The organism is Corallococcus sp. bb12-1 (assembly GCF_026626765.1).
Taxonomy (GTDB): Bacteria; Myxococcota; Myxococcia; order Myxococcales; family Myxococcaceae; genus Corallococcus; species Corallococcus terminator.
This window is the reverse complement of the sequence record NZ_JAPNJZ010000001.1, coordinates 335,825-357,610: the sequence shown is the minus strand read 5'-3', so window position 1 is coordinate 357,610 and position 21,786 is coordinate 335,825. Positions and strand designations below refer to the sequence as shown.

Genomic DNA, 21,786 nt, shown 5'->3' with positions numbered 1-21,786 from the left:
TTCTTCCGCGCTGTCAGGCCGCGCGTGTGGAAGACGCGTCGCCGCCGCCCGCCGAACCGTTCGACGGTGAGCGGCCCGCGTCACGCTGCCGCTTGTCGTGCATGAGCTGCATCACCGCCGCCAGCACCGTGAAGGACACCAGCAGCGTGGTGATGAGGCCGATGCAGGCGATGATGCCCATGGAGCGCACGCCGTTGTGGCCGGCCACCAGCAGCGCCGCGAAGCCCGCCACCGCCGTCAGGGTGGAGGACGCCACCGCCGCGCCCACGCTGCGCAGCGCCACCAGCGGGGACGTGCCTTCCAGGAAGCGGTGCAGCAGGTACAGACCGTGGCTCACGCCGAAGCCCAGCAGGATGGGCAGGATGATGACGTTCATGAAGTTCAGGCGCAGGTCGAACAGCGCCATGAAGCCCAGCATCATCGCCAGGCCCACCGTCAGCGGAATCACGGACGCCAGCGCCAGCTTCGCGTTGCGGAAGTCCGCGAAGTGCATCGCCAGGATCCACAGCGCGGTGAGGATGATGGTGAGCTTCGCGTCCTTCAGCACCATGCGCGCCAGCGACGCGTACAACTGCGTGGCGCCCGCGGCGCGGAACTCCTTCTCCACCGGCGTGCCCTGGGGCCCGTCCGTGAACTTGCCCGGCGTCACCATGCCCTTGATGGAGCGCGTCTGGTCCGCGAACTGGAGCATCTGCTTGCCGTCCCACAGGTCCACGCTCGGGTAGATGAACGTGAGGTAGCCGTGGTTCTCCGGGTGGGTGCTGGGCAGGTGGCGGAACTGCGTGGCGTAGATTTCCGGCACGTGGTGCACGTCGAAGGGGCGCGCCTCCAGCATCTTCAGGAACAGCTGCGCCTTCTCCTGCGTCTCCGGCGGCAGCGCCGACACCTCGATGTCCTTCAGCTCCGCCTGCCACTCCTCCAGAATCTTCGTGTTCGCCTGCGCGATGCCTTCCGGCGGCACGAAGGTGAAGAGGCTCATCACCTGGGAGATGGTGGGGCGCTTCTTCGGGTCGGCCGTCAACTCCTTGTAGAGGGCCTCCGTCTCCGCCAGGTCCTTGGTGTAGATGGCCAACGGGTCGCTGGCGATCTTGAAGCGGTCGTTGATTTCATCCTGCAACACCACCGACGGCTGGTTGGCCGGCATCAGCGCGCGGGTGTTGTAGTTGAAGCGCACGCCGTACGGCAGGCGCGTGAAGAAGTCCGCGCCCGCGGGGGGCTCGCCGTCCTTCCACGGGATGGCCGCGCCGCACACCACCGCCACCACCACGCAGCCCACCGCCAGCACCAGGCCCGGACGCGGGATGCGCATCTCGTTGCCGGAGGCGTTGTTCACCGCCGGCGGCTTCATCACGCCAATCAGCTTCTGCGGCAGCTCCGGGTTCCTGCGGCCCGCCAGCGCCAGCAGCGCCGGGCACCAGGAGAACAGCGTCACACCCAGCAGCAGCGTGCCCGTGCCGGCCAGGAAGCCGAACTGGGAGAAGCCCTTGAAGTCGCTCACCATCAGCACGAAGAAGGAGCCCGCCACCACCACCGCGGACACCATCGCCGGACGGCCCGCGTTGATGACCGCGTCGCGGATGGCCACGTCGTAGCGCTTGCCCGCGCCCAGCTCCAGGCGCGTGCGGAAGATGAAGTGGATGCCGTAGTCGATGCCGAACCCCATCAGGATGCCGCCCAGGATGGAGGTGATCATGTTCAGCTCACCCACCGCCACGTAGGTGAAGCCCAGCGTGTACAGCGTGCCCGCCACCGTGCCGCTCACCACGATGAGCGTGGGCGCCCACTTGCGGAAGAACGCGATGGTGATGGCGAAGATGGCGACCAGCGCCAGGATGGTCACCGGCTGGAGCGACTCCTCGATGGCGTACGAGTCGTCCACCGCCGTCTTGTAGGAACCCGTGAAGCCGTAGGCGACCGTCTTCTTGTCGCCCATCTTGTAGTAGTCCTCCACCACCTGCACGCCCGCGGCGTTGGACTTGGAGTAGTCCGCCAGGTCCTTGCGCAGCTTCTCCACGTAGTCCTTCGTCTGGCCAATCTGGTTCGTGTCCCACATCGGCTTGATGAGGAGCAGCAGCAGCTTGCGGTCCTGGGAGATGTAGTAGTCGTCCGCGATGCTCTTGTTGCCAACGCTGGAGTACTTGTCGACCAGGTCCTGCAGGTCCAGCTTCACCGGCTCCGTCTTCTTGATCTCGATGTAGAACGGGTTGCTGCGGCGGATCTGATCCTTGAGGAACGCCATGATGCGGCGCTTGCCCTCGGCCAGGTCCTCCGTCTTGATGAACAGCACCATGTTCTGCTGCACGAACTCGACGGGAATCTTGTACGTGAGCGAGCGCGCGTGCTCCTTGTCCTTGCCCACCATCACGGCCAGGTCGTCCGCGACGCGCTTGAGCGTGGCCTCGTCATCGCCGCGCAGCGCGACCATGAAGAAGCCGCTGCCGCCCACCATGTCGATGACGCGCTTGACGTCCTTCACCTCCTGGAGGTCCTGGGAGATGAGGTCCAGCTGGTTCGAATTGATGGTGAGCTTCGACGTGCCCCAGACCGCCAGGCCGAGCAGCAACAGCAGCACGGTCATCACGGTGCCGGGACGACGGACCAGCATCTCGGCGTAGGCGACGGCGAGGCGAGGCGGGGGATGCGAGGAGGGATTGCCGCTCATGGGCGCGGGACCCTATCGACAAAACACCCCGCCCGGAAGCAATGCCGGGCATGCCTGTCCGCCCGACCTCCGCCCGAGCCGGGACCTCTCAAAGCCAGGGAATAACCGCGACTTACGGGCCTGATACGCCCCGTCAGTGCCCCGGGGGGCCCACCAGGGGGATGGCCAGCACGTCGGGGTTGGCCGCTCCCTCCTCGCGAGGAGGAATCAGGAAGGGGGCGGGATGGCGTAGGAAGCGCAGGCCCATGGCGCCCACGAAGCGCAGGCCTTCCCTCACGGGAACATCCCGGGCCCGCAGGGCCAGCCCCAGGGCCAGCGCGAAGGACACGCCGAAGTTGAGGGCGCCGATGACGCCCACCCCCAGGAGCGCGGCCAGGAACCCGGGCTGCATCACCGCGGCGGGGCCCAGCGTGCAGCCGGCGAAGGCCAGCGAGCCGAACGACAGCGTGACGTGCCGCACGTCCAGCGGCAGGCCGAAGAAGTTGCCGATGCCGGGGGCCACCACCAGCAGCACGCCCAACGTCACGCTGCCGCCCACGCCCGCCGCGTGGTGCATCAGCGCGTCCGCCACTCGGCGCGCGTTGTGTTCGCCCAGCAGGCCGCGCAGCACGCGGTGGTGGGCCAGCGCCTCCGGCAGGCGCCGGTAGACGACGAAGTTCTCGAACCAACCGGCGGCCACGCTGGACATCCACAGCAGCACGCCGGTGAAGGCGGCCCACAGGAGCGTGGCGCTGTGCCAGGGGTGCAGCGACTCCACCACCTGTTCGGCCTGCGCCACCGACAGGAGCGTGTGGCCCCGGAGCCACTGGAAGCCCAGCGCCAGCGCCACCGCCGCGGGCAGCACGCAGCCCAGGTTGCCCAGGGTCGCCGCCAGCTGCGAGCGGGTGATGCGCGGCACCAGCGTCGCCAGCCGCTCCATGCGCCCGTCGGTGGCGTCGTCCGGGGCGTCGTCCTCGATGGCGTCCTCGCCGATGGCCGCCGCCAGCGTGGAGGCCGTCATGGAGGGCTGCCGGGTGGCGAGCGTGAAGCCCATCAACTGCATCACCACGAAGCTGCCGGCGTAGTTGAGCGCGGCGAAGAAGCCCGCGAAGAAGGGCGCCAGCGACAGCCCGGCGAGGAAGAACTGCAGCGCGGCGGTGAACGCGGTGAGCAGCCCACCTCCCGCCGCGGAGTGCACCATGCGGTGGAACTCGCCCGGCGTCGTGGTGATGGAGTGCTCGCCGGTGTTGCCGGTGCGCTCGATGCTCTTGCGCGCCAGCAGCCGCGCGTTGCGCCGGACCAGCGCGAGCACGGAGCGGTCCGCGTGCGCGTACCGCAGGAGGTCCGACAGGAGCTCCAGCGCCTCGCGCCAGCGCGGCTCGCCCCGGGCCGCGCCCAGCACGCGCGCGATGGCCTCCATCCGGTCCAGGCCGCGCCGGATGCGCTCCAGCCGGTACACCAGGTCCACGCTGACGCCCGAGTGCTCCAGGTGCCGCGTGACGGACGCCACCACCCCCCGGCAGTCCGCCTTGGCCTGCTCCAGGTCGCGCAGCGCGTCCGGGGCCCCGTCGCGCGCCAGCACCGCGTCACACACCATCCGCAGCCGCAGGAACGGTGAGGCGCGGAAGGCGACCTCTGGGCTGCGGTCGCGCACGTCCTCCGCCAGCCCCAGGTTCGTCACCTGCACGCCCAGGAGCAGCAGCGCGTCCATCAGGTCGCCGCGCACGCGCGCCGTGGGGGACGGATCCGGCGGCGGTGGGTCACCCACGAGCACCGTCAGCCGCGCGAGCAGCGCCGGGGCCAGCGCGGCCAGCCACTCCGCGTCCTCCGGCACCGGGAACAGGCGCAGGAGCAGTTCGGACAGCTTGCCGGGCTCCGGCGGCGCGGGCAGCACGCCGCGCACGAAGCGGTCCGTCAGTTCGGAGAAGAAGCCGTTGCCGCCGCTCAGGCCCACCTGGGCGAAGAGCTTCAGGCCCCGGCTGCCCGCGCACACCCCCGACACCAGCTTCGTGACGGCCATGCGCAGCGGCGCTTCGCCCTCCAGCACGCGCACCAGCAGCGACAGCCGGGAGTTCGCCGGGGACAGCGTGGTGTCCTCCCCGTCCATCAGGCCCTGCGCGGGGATGCGCTCGCGCATCCAGTGGATCCACCGCTCCACCCACGCAAGGCGCGCGTCCAGCCCGTCCTCGGGGACCTCCGACAGGAGCCGGAACAGGTCCCTCACGGCGGGGTGGCCAGGGGCCCGGGGCGCGTGCTGCACGCAGAAGGCATCCACCTCACGGGCGGATGGCAGGCTGCGGGCCGGAAGCTGCGGGGCGGAGGAGGGGACTGTCATTCGCCAGGCGCTCGGGGGCAGGGGGACGCGGAGCCTACCCGGCCCGCGCCTCCCCCGGAACCCGGGGGGAGGACGGAGGCCTGGTTGCCTGGCTGCTCGACGCGGCCCGGGACTGGATTACTTCAGCTTCACCGAAGCGAGCTCGTTGTTCTTCGTACGCATGGCGCCCAGCAGGCCGTCCCAGCCGCCGTCCTTGAAGAGGGGGCGAACCTGATCGTCGCGGATGCCGGTGAGCATGGAGTCACCCAGCACGGACACGTCCACGACCTTCCACGTGGCGCCCACCTTCTCCACGGAATACTTGAGCTTCATCTCCTGCTTCTTCAGCGGGTGGTTGATGAAGATGGTGGAGCCGACCAGCGCCTTGTCGCCCGTCACCTGCGGATCGTCGTAGGTGATGGAGTCCAGGTTCTTGAAGTTCTCGCGGACCTTGGGGAAGGCGAGCTTCGCGAAGAGGCTCTGGAAGAGCTGGGTGAATTCCTTCTTCTGGGCGTCGGTGGCCTTGGTCCAGTCCTCGCCCAGGAGGAAGGCGCCCTGCTGGTCGCTGCCCAGGTTCTCCAGGGCCTTGAGGTCCTTCTCGTAGCGCACGGACTGCACCACGGTCTTCACCGGCTTGGTGATGGTGTCGTTCGCCTTGTTGGGCGCGGCGAACGCGGGCACGGCGAAGGTGACGGCAACCAGCACGGAGAGGGAGCGGAAGTGGGCGTTCAGGTTCATATGGGTGGTGACCTCCTGAAGAACGGCGCGAGTCCTGTAGCCCAGGGGAACGCGCCGCGACGGACTAAATTCAACCGGCCGCTGGCCTCACCTCCCACGTTGGGGCCGGTCGCCTGTGTGGGCTCCGCGACGAATAAATGCCCCTGCCGTCAGGTTTGACTCTGTTGGGACTGGACGTTTAGTGTCCGCCCCCTGCGCTGCGTCACTGGATTTGCGCGAAGCCCGAGAAGACATGCCTACCGACTTCCTGTTCACGTCTGAATCCGTCACCGAGGGCCACCCGGACAAGATCGCCGATCAGATCTCCGACGGTGTGCTCGATGCCATCATCGCCAAGGATCCGCAGGCGCGCGTCGCCGTGGAGACGCTCGTGAAGACGGGCCTCGCCATCGTCGCGGGCGAGGTGACGACGAACTGTTACGTGGACATCCCGAAGATCGTCCGGTCGACCATCACGCGCATCGGCTACACCGATAGCTCCATGGGCTACGACGGCAACACGTGCGGCGTCATGGTGGCCATCGAAGGCCAGAGCCAGGACATCGCCCGGGGCGTGGACAACAAGAAGGACCAGGGCGCCGGCGACCAGGGCATGATGTTCGGCTTCGCGTGCGACGAGACGCCGGAGCTGATGCCCGCGCCCATCCACTACGCGCACGCGCTGACCCGCCGTCTGGCGGAGGTGCGCCGCAAGAACCACACGTGGATCCGCCCGGACGGCAAGAGCCAGGTCACGGTGGAGTACAAGGACGGCCGCCCGGTCCGCATCGACGCGGTGGTGGTGTCCACGCAGCACGCGGATGAGATCTCCAACAAGAAGATCCAGGAGGCCATCCGCGAGGACGTCATCCTGAAGGTCCTGCCGAAGAAGCTCATCGACAACAAGACCAAGTTCTTCATCAACCCCACGGGCCGCTTCGTCATCGGCGGCCCCATGGGCGACTCGGGCGTCACCGGCCGGAAGATCATCGTCGACACCTACGGCGGCATGGGCCGTCACGGTGGCGGCGCCTTCAGCGGCAAGGACCCGTCCAAGGTGGACCGCTCGGCCGCGTACATGGGCCGCTACATCGCCAAGAACGTCGTCGCCGCGGGGTTGGCCACCCGCTGCGAGGTGCAGGTCTCCTACGCCATCGGCGTGGCGGAGCCCGTCAGCGTGATGGTGGAGACCTTCGGCACGGCCACCGTGCCCGAGGAGCAGATTGCCCGCGCGGTGCGCCAGACCTTCGGTCTGCGTCCGCGGGAAATCACCGAGCACCTGGACCTGCTGCGGCCCATCTACCAGAAGACCGCCGCGTACGGTCACTTCGGCCGCGCCGACAAGGACTTCACCTGGGAGCGCACGGACAAGAAGGACGCGCTGCGCGAGGCCGCTGCCTCCGCCGCCCCCAAGACGCGCACGCCCCGGCTGAAGGCCGTCTGAGTTCCGGCGTCCAGGCAGAAGCCGCCTGAATCCACGCGCTCGCTCCCTCCCGGAGCGAGCGCGTTTTTCATTTCAGGAGAAGGTGACGCACACAGGTCGGGCGCACACGGGGTGTGAGCTGTTAGGAGACGGCCATGCCGACTCCCGGTGCCGCGTCTGGCTGGCGCATCGTGTTGCTGACCGTGGCGCCTTCGGTGGCGCACGACTTCACGTTGTCGCTGCGGGCCCAGGGGCATGACGTGGTGGCGGTGGTGGTGCCCGTCGGCGTGCGGGGCCTGCGTCCCCTGGACATGGAGGGGTGGACGGAGCTGCGGCGGCTGTTTGAATCCGCGCCGCCGTCGCTGGAGGTCCTGTTCGTGAACGAGCGGGCCCTGCTGACGGCACGGCTCGCGGCGCTGAAGCCGGACCTGCTCCTGTCCTTCTTCTTCCCGTGGAAGCTGACGCCGGATGCGCTGGCGCTGGCGCCCCGGGGAGCGGTCAACGTGCACCCGTCGCTGTTGCCGCGCTACCGGGGCCCGTGTCCGGTGGGCTGGGCGTTGCGCGACGACGCGCGGGACTTGGGGCTGACGTTCCACCGGATGGACGCGACGTTCGACACCGGGCCGGTGCTGGTGCAGGGCACGTTCCCCGTCATCGACGAGGACACGGAAGAGGTCCTCTTCGAGCGGATGATGCGCGCGTCGCGCCGGTTGTTGCCGGGGATGCTGGAGTGCGTGGCCCGGCGTGAGCCAGGGGATTCGCAGGTGGACGCGGAGGCGACGCCCGCGCCCTTCTTCGACCTGGCGTACCGGGACATCGACTGGCGGGACACCGCGCGCTCCGTGCACCTGAAGGTGCGCGCGTGCCGCTTCGCCGCGTGGCGCGAGGGCAATGGCGATGCGCGCGCGCTGTTGCAGGGCCGGTGGGTGCGGGTGCAGCGCACGCGCGCGTGGCGGGGCGAGGACCCCCAGGCTGCGCCGGGCACGCTCCTGGCGCGGCAGGGGGATGACTGCCTGGTGCAGTGCGGGGATTCGCCCTTGTGGCTGGTGGCGTACACGCCCGAGGGGCCCTGAGCGTTGGAGGCGGTTCCCGGGTGACGGTGGGGTGGCACACGCGGGAGCGCGGACGCAGACAAGGAACATGAGGAAGAGCCCGAACGATGAGCCGCATCCCCTGATCCAGGTCGAGCACTGCGAGCGCTACGTGGGCGCGGGGGTCGACGTGAGGCTCGGGCTGCTGTCAGGGGGACGCGGAGGCGCGCGTTCGTGGGAGGCCGACGTCGTTCGCGTCGGAGGGAGGCTGAGTGGGGCTGTACAACGAGTTCGTGTGGCCCATGGCGTGCCCTGCCTGTGGCGAGGGGCCGGAGTTCATGTTCCAGGCGTACATCGGGCTGCTTGACGTGGAGACTTCCGGAAAGGAGAGGATGTCTTCGGGAGGGAGCGTCTACGGCCGGTGGTAGGGCCCGAGCGCGGACTGGAGGGCCAGAGCTTCTGGGCCTACGGCCTCGGGATGTGTCCTCGGTGCGATGCGAAGGTCTGGGCGAGGATCGAAGTCCGGAAGGGGTGTTTTGACGGACTCGAGGTCGTGCCGGAACCCGCCAACATGTACGACTGGGGCTACTTATGACGGTCCTGCTCCGGACCTTGCTGCCCTAAAGCGAGTCGAGGAACGTGAGCAGTGCCGCGCGCTCCTTGAGAGACATGCGCCGCACGGCTTCGCGTGAGGCCGTCGCTTCGCCGCCGTGCCAGAGGATGGCTTCCAGGACGGAGCGTGCCCGGCCGTCGTGGAGCAGGTGCGTGTGTCCGTTCACGGTGGCGGTGAGGCCCAGGCCCCAGAGGGGCGGGGTGCGCCACTCGGTGCCGGTGGCCTGGAAGTCGTCGCGTCCGTCCGCGAGCGCTTCGCCCAGGTCGTGCAGCAGCAGGTCGGTGTACGGCCAGATGCGCTGGTGCGACAGCTCCGGGAAGCCGGGCAGCTGGCCGGTGACGGTGGTGGGGCGGTGGCAGCCGGCGCAGCCCGCGCGCAGGAAGGCGGCCTTGCCCGTGCGCACGTCCTCGCGTTCGGCGCCCCGGCGCGCGGGCACGGCGATGAGGTGCGAGTAGTCAGAGAGGGTGGCGAGGTTCGTGGCGTCCACCTCGGGCTCGCCGCCGGTGGCGCCTTCCTGGCAGCGCGTCTGTGCGGCGGTGCACGCGGACTGGGGAAACAGCGGCGAGGTGAGGCCCATGTCTCCCAGCAGCGCGCCCGCGGCCTGGTGCTCGAGGTCGGGCTGGTTCGCCTTCCAGCCGAAGCGGCCCAGCACCTCGCGGCCTTCCTTCACGCTCCAGACGCGGTTGGGTCGGCCTCGGATGCCGTCACCGTCGCGGTCGTCAGGGTCCGCCCATGCGAGCAGCGTCGCGTCCGGGATGGCGGCGAGCAGGCCCAGGCCGACCATTGGCTGCGCGATGCGCGGGGAGATGCGCACGTCGGGCGCGAGCGGTCCGTAGCCCAGGTCGACCAGCGTGTAGCTCGGGGACTGGAGGCTCACGGAGGGGGTGCCCGTCAGCGTGATTGCCGGCAGGGATTCGTACGTCACCTGCACCTGTCCCTCGGCGGGGATGCCGGCGATGGAGCGGGGCTGGAACTGGTCGCCGTAGGTGGGCTCGGGAATCGGAGCGCCGTGGGCGTCCTGGCCGGGGATGGAGAGGCGGATCAGCAGGGGCGCGGGGGCTTGCGCGCTTCCCACGACGGGGGCACCCCGGCCGTTGCCGACGTGGCAGGCGAGGCAGGAGGTCGCGTGGAAGAGCGGACCCAGACCGTCGCGGTCTCGCTGGCTGCTCGGAGCGGGAACCCAGTCCACCTCGAAGTTGGCTTCGCCCAGCAGGAAGCGCGACTTGCGCTCCACCGTGATGTTCGCGACGGGTTGCAGGAACGCTTCGGGGTCGGTGCGGAACACCGTGGTGCCTCCGCCCATCCGTGCTTCATCCGGTTCGAGTGGAGCGACTTCCAGGGGCACGTCGTCCGGTGTGTCGATGGGCGGCTCGTCCGGCGGCGGTAGGACGATGGGGGCCGCGGGCTCCCCGCACGACGCGAGCGTGAGCGTCAGGACGAGGCGCCGAGCGGACTTCATCAGGGAGATGGAACGCATGGGGACCGTCAGGGCAGATCCACCGCGCGCGGCGTGGACACGCTCTTGGGGGCGCCGTCGCCCAGACCCAGTTGTCCGCTGAGATTCCCGCCCCAGATGATCACCATGTCCTCCCGCGTGCGCGCGAGCGCATGCTGTGCCCCCGCCGCGATTTCCACCAGTGGCAGGTCCGTGGCCAGTCGCGCAGGCGTGACGCGCTGATTGGTGTCACCGACGCCAAGCTGTCCGGTGCTGTTGAGCCCCCACGCCCAGCCCGTGCCGTCGCGGCCCAGCGCCCAACTGGAGTTGTTCGCGGCCGTCACCGCCGTGGCGCCCGTGAGCGTCAGGACCGGCGTGGGTTGCGCACGTCCCGCGCCGAAGCCCGCGTCGCCGTGGCCGAGCTGTCCCGACGTCCCCGTGCCCCATGCGCGCACCGTTCCATCCGCGAGCAGCGCCAGCAGATGGCTGCGCCCCGAAGCCAGGTGTTCGACCTGCTCCAGACGGGGCACGCGTCTGGGGGCTGCCTGCACGCGCTCTTCTGTTTCGCCCGTACCCAGCACGCCGTCCCGGTTGTAGCCCCAGACGGACACGGTGCCGTCGCGGTGCAGTGCCGCGGAGTGCTCGCTGCCCGCGACCACCTGCACCACGTCCGTGAGGTCCGGCACGGAGGTGGGCTGTGTCACCGCTTCACCCTCCTCGCCCAGTCCCAACTGTCCGCGCGCGTTGGTCCCGAACGCCCAGACCTGTCCGCTCGCATCCAGCAGCAGCACATGGCCACCGCCCATCGCGAGGCCCACCACGTCCTTCACGCCTTCCACGCGACGGGCGCTGCCCACCCCGGTGCCGCCCGCGTCGAGCAGGGACGCCAGCGCGCCGCACAGCCACGCGCTTCCGTCAGGGGAGATCCAGGCGGTGGTGTCCATGGCCGACCACAGGGCGATGGGCCGCTGACCTTCGAGCGTGAGCGCGGGACTCAGCCGCTCTTCAGGCGTGGTCTCACAGAACTGCCCCCGACCATTGCTGCCCCAGGTGACGAGGCGTCCCTGGCGCACCACGCCCGTGTGGCTGAGTCCACCTCCAAGCCCCGGGCCTCCGTCGTACGGCACGTCCTGCGTCGCCGTGTTGCCCGCGGCATCCGTGGCCGACACGTGGAGCACGTGCGAGCCCGGCGGCACTGTCAGCTCCATCGTCAGCGTGGAGCCCGCGACGGACAGCGTCCGGGAGATTCCGTCATCGACCCATATCTCGACCCGGGTGGCATCCCCCACGTCGCCGCTCAGGCGGAGGCGGGGCACGTTCAGCCACTGGCCCGGGACGGGCGTATCGATGCGCAACACCGGAGCCTCCGTGTCGAGCGGAGGCGGTAGGATGGGGTCCTCCAGCGGCAGGGTCGTCTCGCCGCAAGAGCACACCGCCATCATCAGGAGCAGGGCAGCCCTCCTCACGGCAGCGTCACCTGGAGCGGCTCCGAGTACGCCCAGGACTCCTTGGCGGCGGGGCCGCCTCCCAGGCTGCCCTTGAAGTTCCACCCCCAACTGAAGAGGGCCTCGTCGTGCCGCACGCTCACGACATGCAACGCGCCCACGCCCAGCGTCTTCACGTTCGTGAGTCCCACCACGGCCGTCGAAGGCGAAGTGCGCGTCACCTTGTCGCCCGTGCCCAGCGTCCCGGTGGAGTTCTGTCCCCAGCCGATGACGGTGCCATCCGCGCGAAGGGCGAAGCTGACGGTGCCGTTGGCGGCCACCGACGTGGCGTTCGTGAGGTCGAGCACGGCGACCGGCACGGCGCTGTCGCCTTCGTTACCGCTCCGGCCCTGGCCCAGTTGCCCGCTCACACCCAGGCCCCAGGAGACGACGGTGCCGTCGGCGCGCAGCGCGAGCGTGTGGTCCTTGCCTGCCGCGATGTCCACCACGTCCGTGAGTCCCGGCACCTGCGCGGGCCGCGCATGCGGTCCACTGTCCGTGGTGCCCAGGCCCAGGTTTCCGGAGGCGTTGCGTCCCCACGTCCACACGGTGCCGTCCGCGCGCAGCGCCACGGAGTGCTCGGAGCCGGCGGCCACCTGGATGACGTCGGTCAGGCCCACCACCTTCACCGGCACGTCGGAGGCGCTCTTCGTCGTGTCATCGCCCAACTGGCCCGAGCCATTGCTTCCGAAGGCCCACACCGTGTGGTCCTCGGCGAGCACCAGCACGTGCGTGAAGCCCCGGACCGCCGTCACCGCATCCGTCAGCGACGGCACGCGCACGGGAGCCCAGCGCGTCGTCACATCCAGAGTGCCGGAGCCGGGGACGCCCAGGCCCAACTGCGCGTTCTTGTTGTCACCCCACGTCCACACCGTTCCATCCAACCCGACCGCGAGCGAGCTGTTCTGGCCGAACGCCACCGCGCCCACCGGGGGCAGCTCCGCCAACAGCAGCGGCGACGGGGAGTTGCCAGCCGAAGGCCCCGGCTGTCCCAGACCCAATTGCCCCAGGTTGTTGTTTCCCCAGACGTACACCTTGCCGTCGCGCAGGAGCCCCGAGTGTGAACCGCCTCCGGTCACCCACCGGCCGAAGCGGAAGTGGACCTGCTTTTCGGTGGCGTTGCCGAAGGCATCGCGCGCCCGGAGCACGAGCGTGTTGTCACCGCGCGAGGGCGTGAGCACGAAGCTGAAGGCGCCGTCCGCGGCCACGGCTTCGGACTGCTCCGTGCCGTCGTTGAGCTGGAAGGTGAAGCCCGTCACGCCGATGTTGTCCGTGGCCCGGCCCGTCACGCGCACCTGGTACACGGTGAGGTCCTGGCCTTCGGTGGGACTGGTGAGCGCCACCGTGGGCGCCTGGAGGTCGCCGTAGGTGAAGTGCAGGGTCGCGTCGGTGGACTGGCCGGCTTCGTCCGCCACGTGGACGATGACGGTGTTCTCGCCCAGCACCGCCTCCACGGGGACCGTCAGTTGCTGATCCGTCTGCCCTGGCAGCGGGGTGAGGTCCGTGGCCGGCCCGGCGTTGAGCTTCACCGTCAGCGCCGCGATGCCCCCTTCCGCGCGCACCACCACCCGCACGTCCACCGAGGACTGCTCCACCTGGGCGCCGTCCGTGGGCGAGGTGAAGGTCACCGTGGGCGCCGCCACCTGCGAGCCCGCGTCCGTCCCGGTGCCTGCGTCCGTCTCCACGCCAGCATCCGTGCCTGCATCGGCATCGGTGCCCGCATCGGTCCCGGTGCCGGCGTCCGTGCCCGCGTCGAGCGTCACGCCCGCGTCAGTGTTGTTCGACGGCAGGGGCACCGGGTCGTCGCCGCACGCCCCGAGCAGCAGCACCGCCGCCAACAGCCTCGCCCCCCACATCGCCTTGTGTCCCCGCATGGACCCGCCTCGCTGGCCGTTCACGGTTTCCCGCTTCAATCGGCCAATTTTGAGATTGATTCGCAAATTCGATTCAGTGCGGGGCGTGTATCGCGGCGGACGGCGTGCGCGCAAGTGGCGGGGGCACTGGCAGGGACATCGGGAGGGCGTAGGCCCTCCGTTCGGGCGATGGGTGCGCGACACGGTGGCGGTGCCGCGCGCCGTGCTCCTGTCAGAAAGACAGACAGGGTCTCCGGCCACGGTGGGCGTGCGGTCCTGTCCTGGAGGGCTCCTTCCGCCAACGTTCACTGCGGCAGACTGCGCGGACACGGCGGTGGTGGCTGGGGGCGTCCACTCACGCGAAGGGCTGGGCGACGAGAGGCGCGCTGATTGCAAACACGCTCGTTCCGGGTGGGACGCGGGGCCGGGTTGAAGGCTCCGTCTCGCCTGGGAACGGCGCGTGGGGCGTCGTGGCGGAAGGACAGACATGGACAAGAGCAGGCGACGGGTGCGGCGTCAGCGCGGCATGACGCTGATTGAGATCATGGTGGTCATCACCATCCTGGGGCTGGTTGCCGCTGCGGTGGGCGTGGCGGTGCTGGGCCAGTTGGGGGCCGCGAAGCAGAAGCGCGTGGCGCTGGACTTCGGGACGATTGGGCAGAGCCTGCAACTGTACGTCGTGAAGAGGGGCCGGTTGCCGGACACCGTGACAGGGCTGCGCGCGTTGGTGGACGAGCAGATCCTCCCGAAGCTTCCCCTGGATCCGTGGGGCAATGACTACGTGTACACGCTGGAGCGGAACACGCCGGTCATCGTGTCACTGGGGGCGGACGGCTCTCCGGGCGGTTATGACGACGACCGGGACCTGTCCTCGCGCGACCCGGGCGCGGAGTCCGCGCGATGAGGACCCGGGCCCGCTCTTCCACGCGCGCGCACGGCCTCCCGCGTGGGAGGACGGACGGGGACACGCGGCGGCGACGCGGTCAGACGCTGATTGAACTCATGGTGATCCTCGGCATCCTGTCACTGCTCACCGCCGCGGTGGTCCTGACGGTGCGGGCGTTCATGGGCCATGACTCCAGGAGGCTGCAGCGCGTGGCGCTGGACTTCAAGACGATCGACGAAGCCTTGCGACTGCACGTGGAGAAGACAGGGCGGCTGCCGGATCCGGACACGGGGCTGGGCACGCTGGTGGAGCGAGGCCTCCTCGCGAGGCTGCCCCAGGACCCGTGGGGCCATGACTACCGGTACCTGCTGCTGGGCGAGGATGAGGCGGTCATCGTGTCCCTGGGCGCGGATGGTGCGCCGGGAGGAGAGGACGAAGACCGGGACCTCTCCTCGCGCGACCTGGACCTGGACCTGGAGTCCGCGCGCTGAGGGAGGGGGAAAGGGTGCTGCCCGAGTGGCGAAGCCGCGATTGGGTGGCGTTTCAGGCCAGAGCGGATTCGAACCGCAGCCCCCCGTGAAGGGGGCTGTACCAGAGCGTGTAGGGCCTCGCCGGCCGGGCAGCACGGTGTCTGACGCAAGGGCCGCGAAAATCCTGACGGGGGATTTCCCGCGCCCTTTTCGTCAGCCCGCGGGGAAGGTGTCGAGCGTGAGGGATTCAGGTGGCACGGACAATTCGCGCGGCAGCTTGAGGATGCCCTCCAGGTAGCGCCAGCCGGTGCCGTCATGGCGGAAGTCGGAGCGCTCCACGAAGGACTGGTCCTTGCCCTTCTCGAACACCTTGGCGAAGAAGAGGACGCGGGCGAGGCCGGAGGCGTCCGGCGGCTGGTGGCCCAGCACCACGAGCCCCGGGTACTGGTGACCCTGGGCGAAGGCGCGCAACTCGCGCAGAACGTCCGCCTCTGGACGGGCGCGCATGGGGTGGTCCGGGTGGAGGGTCTTCCACAGGTAGGCGGCGTCGCGCTGGGCGAAGGCGCTGTAGCGGCTGCGCATGAGGCGTTCGGCGTCGGGCGCTTCGGCCTCGCCTCGGTGGAAGGGGGCGCAGCACTGGCGGTAGCGCTGTCCGGAGGAGCAGGGGCACGGGGGGACGGGCGGCATGGAGGATTGAAGCCTACCCGGGTTTGGCGACGGGACGGTCGGGTGGCGAACCGGGGCGGAGGGGTGGGGAACCTTCGCGCTTGCGGGCCAGGAGGGCAGGGCATATCCCTGGCGCACCGCCCCCTATGAGCCTTCTCGAAGCCATCGTCCTGGGTCTGGTCCAGGGTCTCACGGAGTTCCTGCCCATCAGCTCCACCGCGCATCTGCGCATCACGCCGGAGCTGTTCGGCTGGGCGGACCCGGGGGCCGCGTACTCGGCCATCATCCAACTGGGCACGGTGGCCGCGGTGCTCATCTACTTCCGCAAGGACATCGTCGCGCTGGTGAAGGCGTTCGTCGTGGGCCTGGTGAAGCGGGACCCGTTTGGCACGCTGGAGGCGCGGCTCGCATGGTTCGTGGGGGTGGGCACGCTGCCCATCGGCATCTGCGGGCTGGCGTTCAAGAAGCTCATCGAAACACAGTTCCGGTCGCTCTACGTCATCGCGTTCAGCCTCATCGTGCTGGCGCTGGTGCTGTTCATCGTGGAGAAGCGCGCGTCGCACACGCGCACCGTGGCGGACATGACGTGGCGGGACGGCATCCTCATCGGCCTGTGGCAGGCGCTGGCGCTGGTGCCGGGCTCGTCGCGGTCGGGCACGACGCTCACGGGTGGACTGTCGCTGGGACTCAAGCGCGAGGACGCGGCGCGCTACTCGTTCCTGTTGTCCATTCCGGCGACGACGCTGGCGGGCATCTTCGAATTGAAGCACCTGCTGGAGGCGCCGACGCGGCCTTCCACGGTGGCGCTGGTGGTGGGCACGCTGGTGGCCTTCGCGTCCGGCATGGGCGCCATCGCGTGGCTGCTGAACTTCCTGAAGCGCCGCACGACGCTGGTGTTCGTGGTGTACCGCATCGCGCTGGGCGTGCTGCTCCTGGGGCTGCTGCAGGCGAACGTGCTCAAGCCGATGTCGGGCGTGGAGAACCTGTCGACGCCGGACGCGCCGACGAAGCCGCCGGTCGAAAAGCAGATCACGGACTGATGGGGATGGAAGCCGTGCGCGTGGAGGCCCTGTTCGATGCGTTGGAGGCGCGGCTGAAGGCGCGGCCGGCGCGGACGTTCGACCTGCCGGGGAGGGTGTTGCGCGAGGCGGCCGTGCTGATGCCGCTGTTCGAGCGCGACGGCGTGCCCTACGTGGTCTTCACGCGGCGGCCCGCGCACCTGCGCACGCATGCGGGGCAGTACGCGTTCCCGGGCGGTGGCCAGGAGGCGAAGGACGTCACGCCGCTGGAGACCGCGCTGCGCGAGACGGAAGAGGAGCTGGGCATCGCGCGCGGCGGGGTGCGCGTGCTGGGCCTGCTGGATGAAACGCCGACGACGTCCTCGTACCGGATCCGCCCCTACGTGGGCGTGATTCCGGGGGACGGGAAGTACGTGCCGAACCCGGCGGAGGTGGACCTGGTGTTGGAGGTGCCACTGGTGCGGCTGATGGACCCGGCCATCCTCCGCGTGGAGCGCCACGCGTGGGAGGGGGTGGAGCACGACGTGCACTTCTACACGCACGGCGAGCACGTCATCTGGGGCGCCACGGCGCGCATCCTGCGCGACTTCCTGCTGCTCGTGGCGGATGTGCCGGGCGTGCAGGCGGTGTTGGATGCTCCCCTGCCTGCCGGGTACTGAACCGCGGCCCGGTGCTGGCGGGCAACCCGTGTCGTGAGGCTGCTTGTCGCACGCGCGGGTGCGTCCAAGATTCGATGGGCGGATCCTTCGAAGGGCGATGGGCCCGGGGGGCCGCGAGGGTGACGAGCGCCGGGTGAAGGTGAGCTTGGGGGCGGGGGGGCGCGCCCGGACTCCGGCCTTCCGTCAGGAGGCGTGGGAATGGACACGCGGATCCCGAGGCGGGCACGAGGCTGGAGTGGCGTCCAGGTCTTCGCGCTGGGCCACTCCACGCGCCCGGTGGAGGAGTTGGTGGGGATGCTGTGGTCGAACGGTGTGCGGACGCTCGTGGACATCCGCACCGTGCCGCGCTCGCGCCACAATCCGCAGTTCAACGTGGATGTGCTCGGGCCCGTGCTCGCGCAGGTTGGCGTGGAGCATCTGCACATGGCGGCGCTCGGCGGCCTGCGGCATGCGCGCAAGGACTCGCCCAACGGAGCGTGGCGCAACGCGAGCTTTCGTGGCTACGCGGACTACATGCTGACGGAGGACTTCGCGCGGGGACTCGAGGCGCTGCGCGAGGTCGCGCTGCGCGGGCCCGTGGCCGTCATGTGCGCGGAGGCGCTGCGGTGGCGCTGTCATCGCTCGCTCCTGGCCGACGCGCTCTGGGCAAGGGGCGTCCAGGTGCTGCACATCACGGGTCCCACGCGCCTGGAGCCGCATCAGCTCACCGCCTTTGCCAGACTCCACGGCCGGCAGGTGCTCTACCCGGAGGGAGCGGAAGCGGTGTCCGAGGCGAGGGCCGGGTGAGCCTCCTCGGGACCGTGCGTCCAAGCGAGGGTCGCACGTCCACGGGGACGACGAGCACGTCCTCCGGGGTGCCACGGTGCGCGGCCCGAGGCCGTCATGAAGGTGCGGAAGCTGCTTGCTTGCCCGCCGGGCGCTGAGGCTTGGCCCCGTGCTTGCGGGCAACATGTGCCGTGAGGCTGCTTGTCGCACGCGCAGGTGCGTCCAAAGTTGGATGGACGGATCCTTCGAGGGGGCGGTGTGGGCGGTGGGGATGGGGCAGGGGAGGTCAGGGAAGCGGCGCTGGTCGCGCTGGGACAGGCCCTGCGGGACGAGGGCTATGCCTTCACGACGGTGACCCCGGAGACGCACCGGCGGGTGAATGCCCGGCCTGGGGCGCGTGAGGCCCGTTCGCTCCGGGACGTGTTCGGGTGGAGCCGGCCGTTCAGGCCAGGCGTGCTGGGAGCCCCGGTGTGGGCGCTGCTGGAGCAGGCGGGCGCGCTGGCGGAGTGTGGGGACGGGACGCTGCGCAGCCGGGTGCGGTTCTCCACCCTGGGCGCGGGGCTGTACGTCCATTCGGCGTGGCCCACGTCGCAGAAGGACGCGGTGTTCTTCGGTCCGGACACCTACCGGTTCTGCGCGCTGTTGCAGCGGGTGCCGGGCACGTTCCAGCGCGTGGTGGATCTGGGGTGTGGTTCGGGAGCGGGAGGCCTGTCGGTGGCGGGGCGGAGCGCGGAGGTCGTGCTCGCGGACCTGAATCCGGAGGCGCTGGTGTTCTCGCGGGTGAATGCGCGGCTCAATGGCGCGCAGGGGGTCCACGCGGTGCGTTCGGACCTGCTCCAAGAGGTCTCCGGTGCATTCGATTTGATTGTCGCGAACCCGCCGTATCTGGCGGATGAGGGCGGGCGCACGTACCGGGACGGTGGGGGCACGCACGGCACTGAGTTGTCGGTTCGCATCGTGCGCGAAGGCGCGGAGCGCCTGTCGTCGGGCGGGACGCTGGTGCTCTACACGGGCGCGCCGGTGGTGGAGGGCGAGGACCTGCTGCGCACCGCGCTGGAGCGGGAGTGCCGGAGCTCGCAGCTCACGGACGTGTCCTACGAGGAGCTGGATCCGGACGTGTTTGGTGAGGAACTGGAGAAGGCGCCGTACGCGGGCGTGGAGCGCATCGCGCTGGTGGCGCTGACGGCCCGGCGGGTTTGATCCTCGCAGCGCGTGAACGAGAAGAGGGGCCCGTTCCGCTGGACAGTCCTGGTGAGGCAACAACTGCTTGGGAATGCGCTTCCTTGCTGAAGTGGTAGGACGTCCCTGCCTCCTCCTGTGAGGTTCCGATGCTGAAACCCCATCACCTACTCCTCGTCGTTTCGCTTCTTCACGATGGAGGCGCCGGCACGTCAGCGCCTGCCTCTCCGCCGTCGGTTGCGCGTGCCCCTGAATCCCGGGCGGACGTGGGAGGTGAGGATGCTGGGAACCCTGGCAACGCGGGTGTCGATGGCGGAAGCGCCAGCAAGCCGATCATCGTGGAAGGAATCCAATGGCCCGAGGTCCTTCAGCCGTTGGCCACCCTGGATGGACCTGCTGTTCTTGCCGCCCACGCTGTGATGCAGCGGGTCCTCTCCGGGTATCCCAAACAGTACGCCAAGAGCTGCGCGTTCTCCGCCAAGGGGCTGGAGGTCATCGTGGGTGAAGAGCGGGGGATGTATTTTGTCCGTGTCCAGCGCCGGCCCGACAAGTGTGGATGGGCTCCAGGGACCGTGCTCGGATTCGACGAGTTCGAGCTGTACGCCGTCTCGCCCGAAGGCAAGGTGCTGGCACGCTACCCCCATCACCCCTGATCCTACTCAGGGCTGCTGGTACAAGTACGGCCACGCTCCCTGCGTGGACAACAGCCGGGCACCCAGGCCTTGCGGTACTCGATGTGGGCGGATCGGGATCGGTAGACCCAATCCCCTCGGTTCCTCCCGCCAACTACTTGAGATACGCTCACTCAGCAGCGGACGGCTGATTTTAATGCAGCATTGAGTGGTATCCACATAGAGCCGTGGTGGAGTTTAGGGCGAGATCCGAGTCGGCGGAACAGGGCTTGTCGTGATTGGGGCTGGGAAATGCATCGAAAACTTCAAATCTTCATATCATCTACCTATGTTGACCTAATCGACGAGCGACAAGCTGCGGTCGATGCTGTCCTGAAGTCCGGTCACATTCCTGCGGGCATGGAGCTGTTTGCCGCCGGGAGTAAGAGTCAGATGGAGACGATCAAACGCTGGATCGACGAGTCTGACATCTACATGCTCATTCTTGGGAGTCGATACGGTTCGATTGAGGCTCGTTCCGGAAAGAGCTACACTCAAGTCGAGTATGAATATGCCGTCAGTGTCAACAAGCCGCTGTTCGCTGTTGTTCTTACTGATGATGCGATTGATAGGAAGGTCCAGGTTCTAGGACGACGAGTTGTTGAAACTGAAAATCCAAGGGACTGGAAGGATTTCCGCTCGTTGGTGCTCAATCGTGTTTGCAGGCTTGTTGAGGACTCTCGCGATATAAAGCTGGCCATTCACGAGAGCCTTGCTGAACTTGGTCGACGACACGTTTTTCGGGGATGGGTTTCTGGGGAGCAGGTGGAAGGGCTTGATGAGGCGCTGAAGAAAATAAAGGATTTGCAGAAAGAGAACGCTGAATTACGCGCAGGGTTGTCCAAGAAGGAGCTTGGTTCTTCTTCCAAGGCTCCGGTGGATTGGGTGAAGTTGGAACGAACGCTAAAGGCAATGAAGGTACCTTTTAGCTTCGAGGGTAGGGTGACGGAGCGAAGCGTTTTGTCGTGGTTTTATTATCTGAGGCAGTCGTTTGTTCGTGGCGTGGATAATCGTCCTCAGGCTGGTAGTGAGGATTTGTTTCTGTATAATAATGTGGCTCCTGCGCTCGCCATACACGGGCTTGTTCAAGATGAGAAGGTGTCGGGGGTGCAGTGGCGCCGGTTTTATACAACCAAGTTTGGAAATGAGTTTCTGGCATACTTGGTGGATGCCATGGCTGAGTCGACGAACCCGATGCTTGGGTTGCCGCCTCGCGCGCGTGTGACAGTCGAACAGGTGGCGGTGACGGAAGTAAGTATAGTCAAGGCGAGGGAAAGTAAGACACCCGCCAAGAGCAGTTCGAAGGTCAATCGAAATTCGAAGCCTTGACTCATGTGGTGGAGCGCTTCCCCGAACTTGCGTGGCGGCCGGATAGGCGGCTCAGGGATGATACGGATACCGTTCGATTATCCCGTCGGGTGAGACCGCGAACAGTTCAAACCAATCGGTCTCAAGCCCAGTGACGCCTGGACCGAAGCCTGGGCACCGGTCGACGCGGCGGTTGACGCGTACGAAGTACCAGCCTGCTTCCTGCCCAATGACGGCTTCCAGGGATTTGGCTGAAAAGGCGCACTGACCCGTGGACTCCTTGGGGAACCGCTTCAGCGCTTCTTCCAGTGCCGCATGAGCTGCCTGGATGGCAGGACCTTCCAGGGTCGCGAGTGGCGTCAGGTCCTGTTTCGGCCAGGGAATAGGCGACTCGGGTTCCGATGCCGCGAAGGGCGTACCCGCGTCAGCAAGAAGGGCTGGCGTGGGGGAATCCACCGGGCTCGCATCCGGTCGCCTGTTGCATAAAGGCATCCCCAAGATACCTAGCTCCATCAGCAACGATGCCATCAACATGAACTGGGGGGGCTTCAGCATGGGAGCACCTGGGCGGGCCGTAGCCTCTATGGGTGGAGAGCCGCAGAGCAGTCTGGGGGGACGCCCTCGGGCCTGAGCATGCTGGGGGGACTTGGCT

The 21,786-nt window shown here is 68.4% G+C and carries 18 protein-coding genes; 10 read left to right on the top strand and 8 right to left on the bottom strand.

Features of this window, described 5'->3' with window-relative positions:
* Window positions 1-13: 13 nt before the first annotated feature.
* The 3 genes from OV208_RS01425 to OV208_RS01415 form a co-directional block, all read right to left on the bottom strand.
* Complete coding sequence (locus tag OV208_RS01425; RefSeq protein ID WP_267571974.1) at window positions 14-2,662, bottom strand: efflux RND transporter permease subunit; 2,649 nt, start codon at window positions 2,660-2,662, stop codon at window positions 14-16.
* A gap of 133 nt (window positions 2,663-2,795) precedes the next feature.
* The gene (locus OV208_RS01420) at window positions 2,796-4,976 is read right to left on the bottom strand and encodes a site-specific recombinase (RefSeq protein WP_267571973.1); all 2,181 of its coding nucleotides are present in this window, start codon (window positions 4,974-4,976) and stop codon (window positions 2,796-2,798) included.
* Window positions 4,977-5,093: 117 nt separating this feature from the next.
* The gene (locus tag OV208_RS01415) at window positions 5,094-5,687 is read right to left on the bottom strand and encodes an ABC transporter substrate-binding protein (RefSeq protein ID WP_267572791.1); all 594 of its coding nucleotides are present in this window, start codon (window positions 5,685-5,687) and stop codon (window positions 5,094-5,096) included.
* Window positions 5,688-5,925: 238 nt separating this feature from the next.
* On the opposite strand from OV208_RS01415, the gene metK reads away from it, so the two are divergent.
* A complete protein-coding gene (metK, locus tag OV208_RS01410) occupies window positions 5,926-7,116 on the top strand; it encodes a methionine adenosyltransferase (protein ID WP_267571972.1) in 1,191 nt (396 codons plus the stop codon).
* A 134-nt stretch (window positions 7,117-7,250) separates the two neighbouring features.
* Window positions 7,251-8,168, top strand: coding sequence for a methionyl-tRNA formyltransferase (locus OV208_RS01405; RefSeq protein ID WP_267571971.1), 918 nt, complete (start codon window positions 7,251-7,253; stop codon window positions 8,166-8,168).
* A 578-nt stretch (window positions 8,169-8,746) separates the two neighbouring features.
* Here the strand turns inward: OV208_RS01405 and OV208_RS01400 are convergent.
* From OV208_RS01400 to OV208_RS01390, 3 genes are read right to left on the bottom strand one after another with little or no spacing between them, the layout of a single operon-like run.
* Window positions 8,747-10,216: a di-heme oxidoredictase family protein gene (locus OV208_RS01400; RefSeq protein WP_267571970.1), complete on the bottom strand. Its 1,470-nt coding sequence runs from the start codon at window positions 10,214-10,216 to the stop codon at window positions 8,747-8,749.
* A gap of 8 nt (window positions 10,217-10,224) precedes the next feature.
* Entirely contained in the window at window positions 10,225-11,640 is a 1,416-nt protein-coding gene (locus tag OV208_RS01395; protein ID WP_267571969.1) for a hypothetical protein, read from the bottom strand.
* Window positions 11,637-13,532, bottom strand: coding sequence for an Ig-like domain-containing protein (locus tag OV208_RS01390; RefSeq protein WP_267571968.1), 1,896 nt, complete (start codon window positions 13,530-13,532; stop codon window positions 11,637-11,639). Before OV208_RS01390 ends, OV208_RS01395 begins: the two co-directional genes overlap by 4 nt.
* A 466-nt stretch (window positions 13,533-13,998) precedes the next feature.
* Here OV208_RS01390 and OV208_RS01385 point away from each other — a divergent pair, with 466 nt between their 5' ends.
* Both OV208_RS01385 and OV208_RS01380 read left to right on the top strand, forming a co-directional pair.
* On the top strand, window positions 13,999-14,415 hold the full coding sequence (locus OV208_RS01385) for a type II secretion system protein GspG (protein WP_267571967.1): 417 nt from the start codon (window positions 13,999-14,001) through the stop codon (window positions 14,413-14,415).
* Window positions 14,412-14,888, top strand: a complete 477-nt coding sequence (locus OV208_RS01380) for a type II secretion system protein GspG (RefSeq protein ID WP_420714944.1) — start codon at window positions 14,412-14,414, stop codon at window positions 14,886-14,888. Before OV208_RS01385 ends, OV208_RS01380 begins: the two co-directional genes overlap by 4 nt.
* A gap of 192 nt (window positions 14,889-15,080) precedes the next feature.
* On the opposite strand, the gene OV208_RS01375 is transcribed toward OV208_RS01380, so the two are convergent.
* Window positions 15,081-15,554, bottom strand: coding sequence for a YchJ family protein (locus OV208_RS01375; RefSeq protein ID WP_267571965.1), 474 nt, complete (start codon window positions 15,552-15,554; stop codon window positions 15,081-15,083).
* Between the two features lie 125 nt (window positions 15,555-15,679).
* Here OV208_RS01375 and OV208_RS01370 point away from each other — a divergent pair, with 125 nt between their 5' ends.
* The 6 genes from OV208_RS01370 to OV208_RS01345 all read left to right on the top strand — a co-directional run bounded on the left by OV208_RS01370 (window position 15,680) and on the right by OV208_RS01345 (window position 21,155).
* Window positions 15,680-16,573 carry an undecaprenyl-diphosphate phosphatase gene (locus OV208_RS01370; protein WP_267571964.1) on the top strand — a complete coding sequence of 298 codons (894 nt, stop codon included), beginning with the start codon at window positions 15,680-15,682 and terminating at the stop codon, window positions 16,571-16,573.
* Window positions 16,573-17,211 (top strand): NUDIX hydrolase, encoded by a 639-nt coding sequence (locus OV208_RS01365; RefSeq protein WP_420714943.1) that lies wholly within the window; start codon window positions 16,573-16,575, stop codon window positions 17,209-17,211. The genes OV208_RS01370 and OV208_RS01365 overlap by 1 nt, the downstream gene beginning before the upstream one ends.
* Window positions 17,212-17,409: 198 nt before the next feature.
* Complete coding sequence (locus OV208_RS01360) at window positions 17,410-17,997, top strand: DUF488 family protein (protein ID WP_267571963.1); 588 nt, start codon at window positions 17,410-17,412, stop codon at window positions 17,995-17,997.
* Between the two features lie 207 nt (window positions 17,998-18,204).
* Window positions 18,205-19,176, top strand: coding sequence for a N5-glutamine methyltransferase family protein (locus OV208_RS01355; RefSeq protein WP_267571962.1), 972 nt, complete (start codon window positions 18,205-18,207; stop codon window positions 19,174-19,176).
* Between the two features lie 245 nt (window positions 19,177-19,421).
* Window positions 19,422-19,808 carry a hypothetical protein gene (locus OV208_RS01350; protein ID WP_267571961.1) on the top strand — a complete coding sequence of 129 codons (387 nt, stop codon included), beginning with the start codon at window positions 19,422-19,424 and terminating at the stop codon, window positions 19,806-19,808.
* Window positions 19,809-20,078: 270 nt separating this feature from the next.
* Window positions 20,079-21,155 carry a DUF4062 domain-containing protein gene (locus tag OV208_RS01345; protein ID WP_267571960.1) on the top strand — a complete coding sequence of 359 codons (1,077 nt, stop codon included), beginning with the start codon at window positions 20,079-20,081 and terminating at the stop codon, window positions 21,153-21,155.
* A gap of 51 nt (window positions 21,156-21,206) precedes the next feature.
* On the opposite strand, the gene OV208_RS01340 is transcribed toward OV208_RS01345, so the two are convergent.
* Entirely contained in the window at window positions 21,207-21,689 is a 483-nt protein-coding gene (locus OV208_RS01340) for a hypothetical protein (protein WP_267571959.1), read from the bottom strand.
* Window positions 21,690-21,786 lie beyond the last annotated feature (97 nt).

Excerpts from the sequence above, each read along its gene's own strand:
- OV208_RS01425 (WP_267571974.1), bottom strand. The coding sequence starts at position 2,662 with ATGAGCGGCAATCCCTCCTCGCATCCCCCGCCTCGCCTCGCCGTCGCC.
- OV208_RS01420 (WP_267571973.1), bottom strand. The coding sequence starts at position 4,976 with ATGACAGTCCCCTCCTCCGCCCCGCAGCTTCCGGCCCGCAGCCTGCCA.
- metK (WP_267571972.1), top strand. The coding sequence starts at position 5,926 with ATGCCTACCGACTTCCTGTTCACGTCTGAATCCGTCACCGAGGGCCAC.
- OV208_RS01405 (WP_267571971.1), top strand. The coding sequence starts at position 7,251 with ATGCCGACTCCCGGTGCCGCGTCTGGCTGGCGCATCGTGTTGCTGACC.
- OV208_RS01400 (WP_267571970.1), bottom strand. The coding sequence starts at position 10,216 with ATGCGTTCCATCTCCCTGATGAAGTCCGCTCGGCGCCTCGTCCTGACG.
- OV208_RS01390 (WP_267571968.1), bottom strand. The coding sequence starts at position 13,532 with ATGCGGGGACACAAGGCGATGTGGGGGGCGAGGCTGTTGGCGGCGGTG.
- OV208_RS01385 (WP_267571967.1), top strand. The coding sequence starts at position 13,999 with ATGGACAAGAGCAGGCGACGGGTGCGGCGTCAGCGCGGCATGACGCTG.
- OV208_RS01380 (WP_420714944.1), top strand. The coding sequence starts at position 14,412 with ATGAGGACCCGGGCCCGCTCTTCCACGCGCGCGCACGGCCTCCCGCGT.
- OV208_RS01375 (WP_267571965.1), bottom strand. The coding sequence starts at position 15,554 with ATGCCGCCCGTCCCCCCGTGCCCCTGCTCCTCCGGACAGCGCTACCGC.
- OV208_RS01370 (WP_267571964.1), top strand. The coding sequence starts at position 15,680 with ATGAGCCTTCTCGAAGCCATCGTCCTGGGTCTGGTCCAGGGTCTCACG.
- OV208_RS01365 (WP_420714943.1), top strand. The coding sequence starts at position 16,573 with ATGGGGATGGAAGCCGTGCGCGTGGAGGCCCTGTTCGATGCGTTGGAG.
- OV208_RS01360 (WP_267571963.1), top strand. The coding sequence starts at position 17,410 with ATGGACACGCGGATCCCGAGGCGGGCACGAGGCTGGAGTGGCGTCCAG.
- OV208_RS01345 (WP_267571960.1), top strand. The coding sequence starts at position 20,079 with ATGCATCGAAAACTTCAAATCTTCATATCATCTACCTATGTTGACCTA.
- OV208_RS01340 (WP_267571959.1), bottom strand. The coding sequence starts at position 21,689 with ATGCTGAAGCCCCCCCAGTTCATGTTGATGGCATCGTTGCTGATGGAG.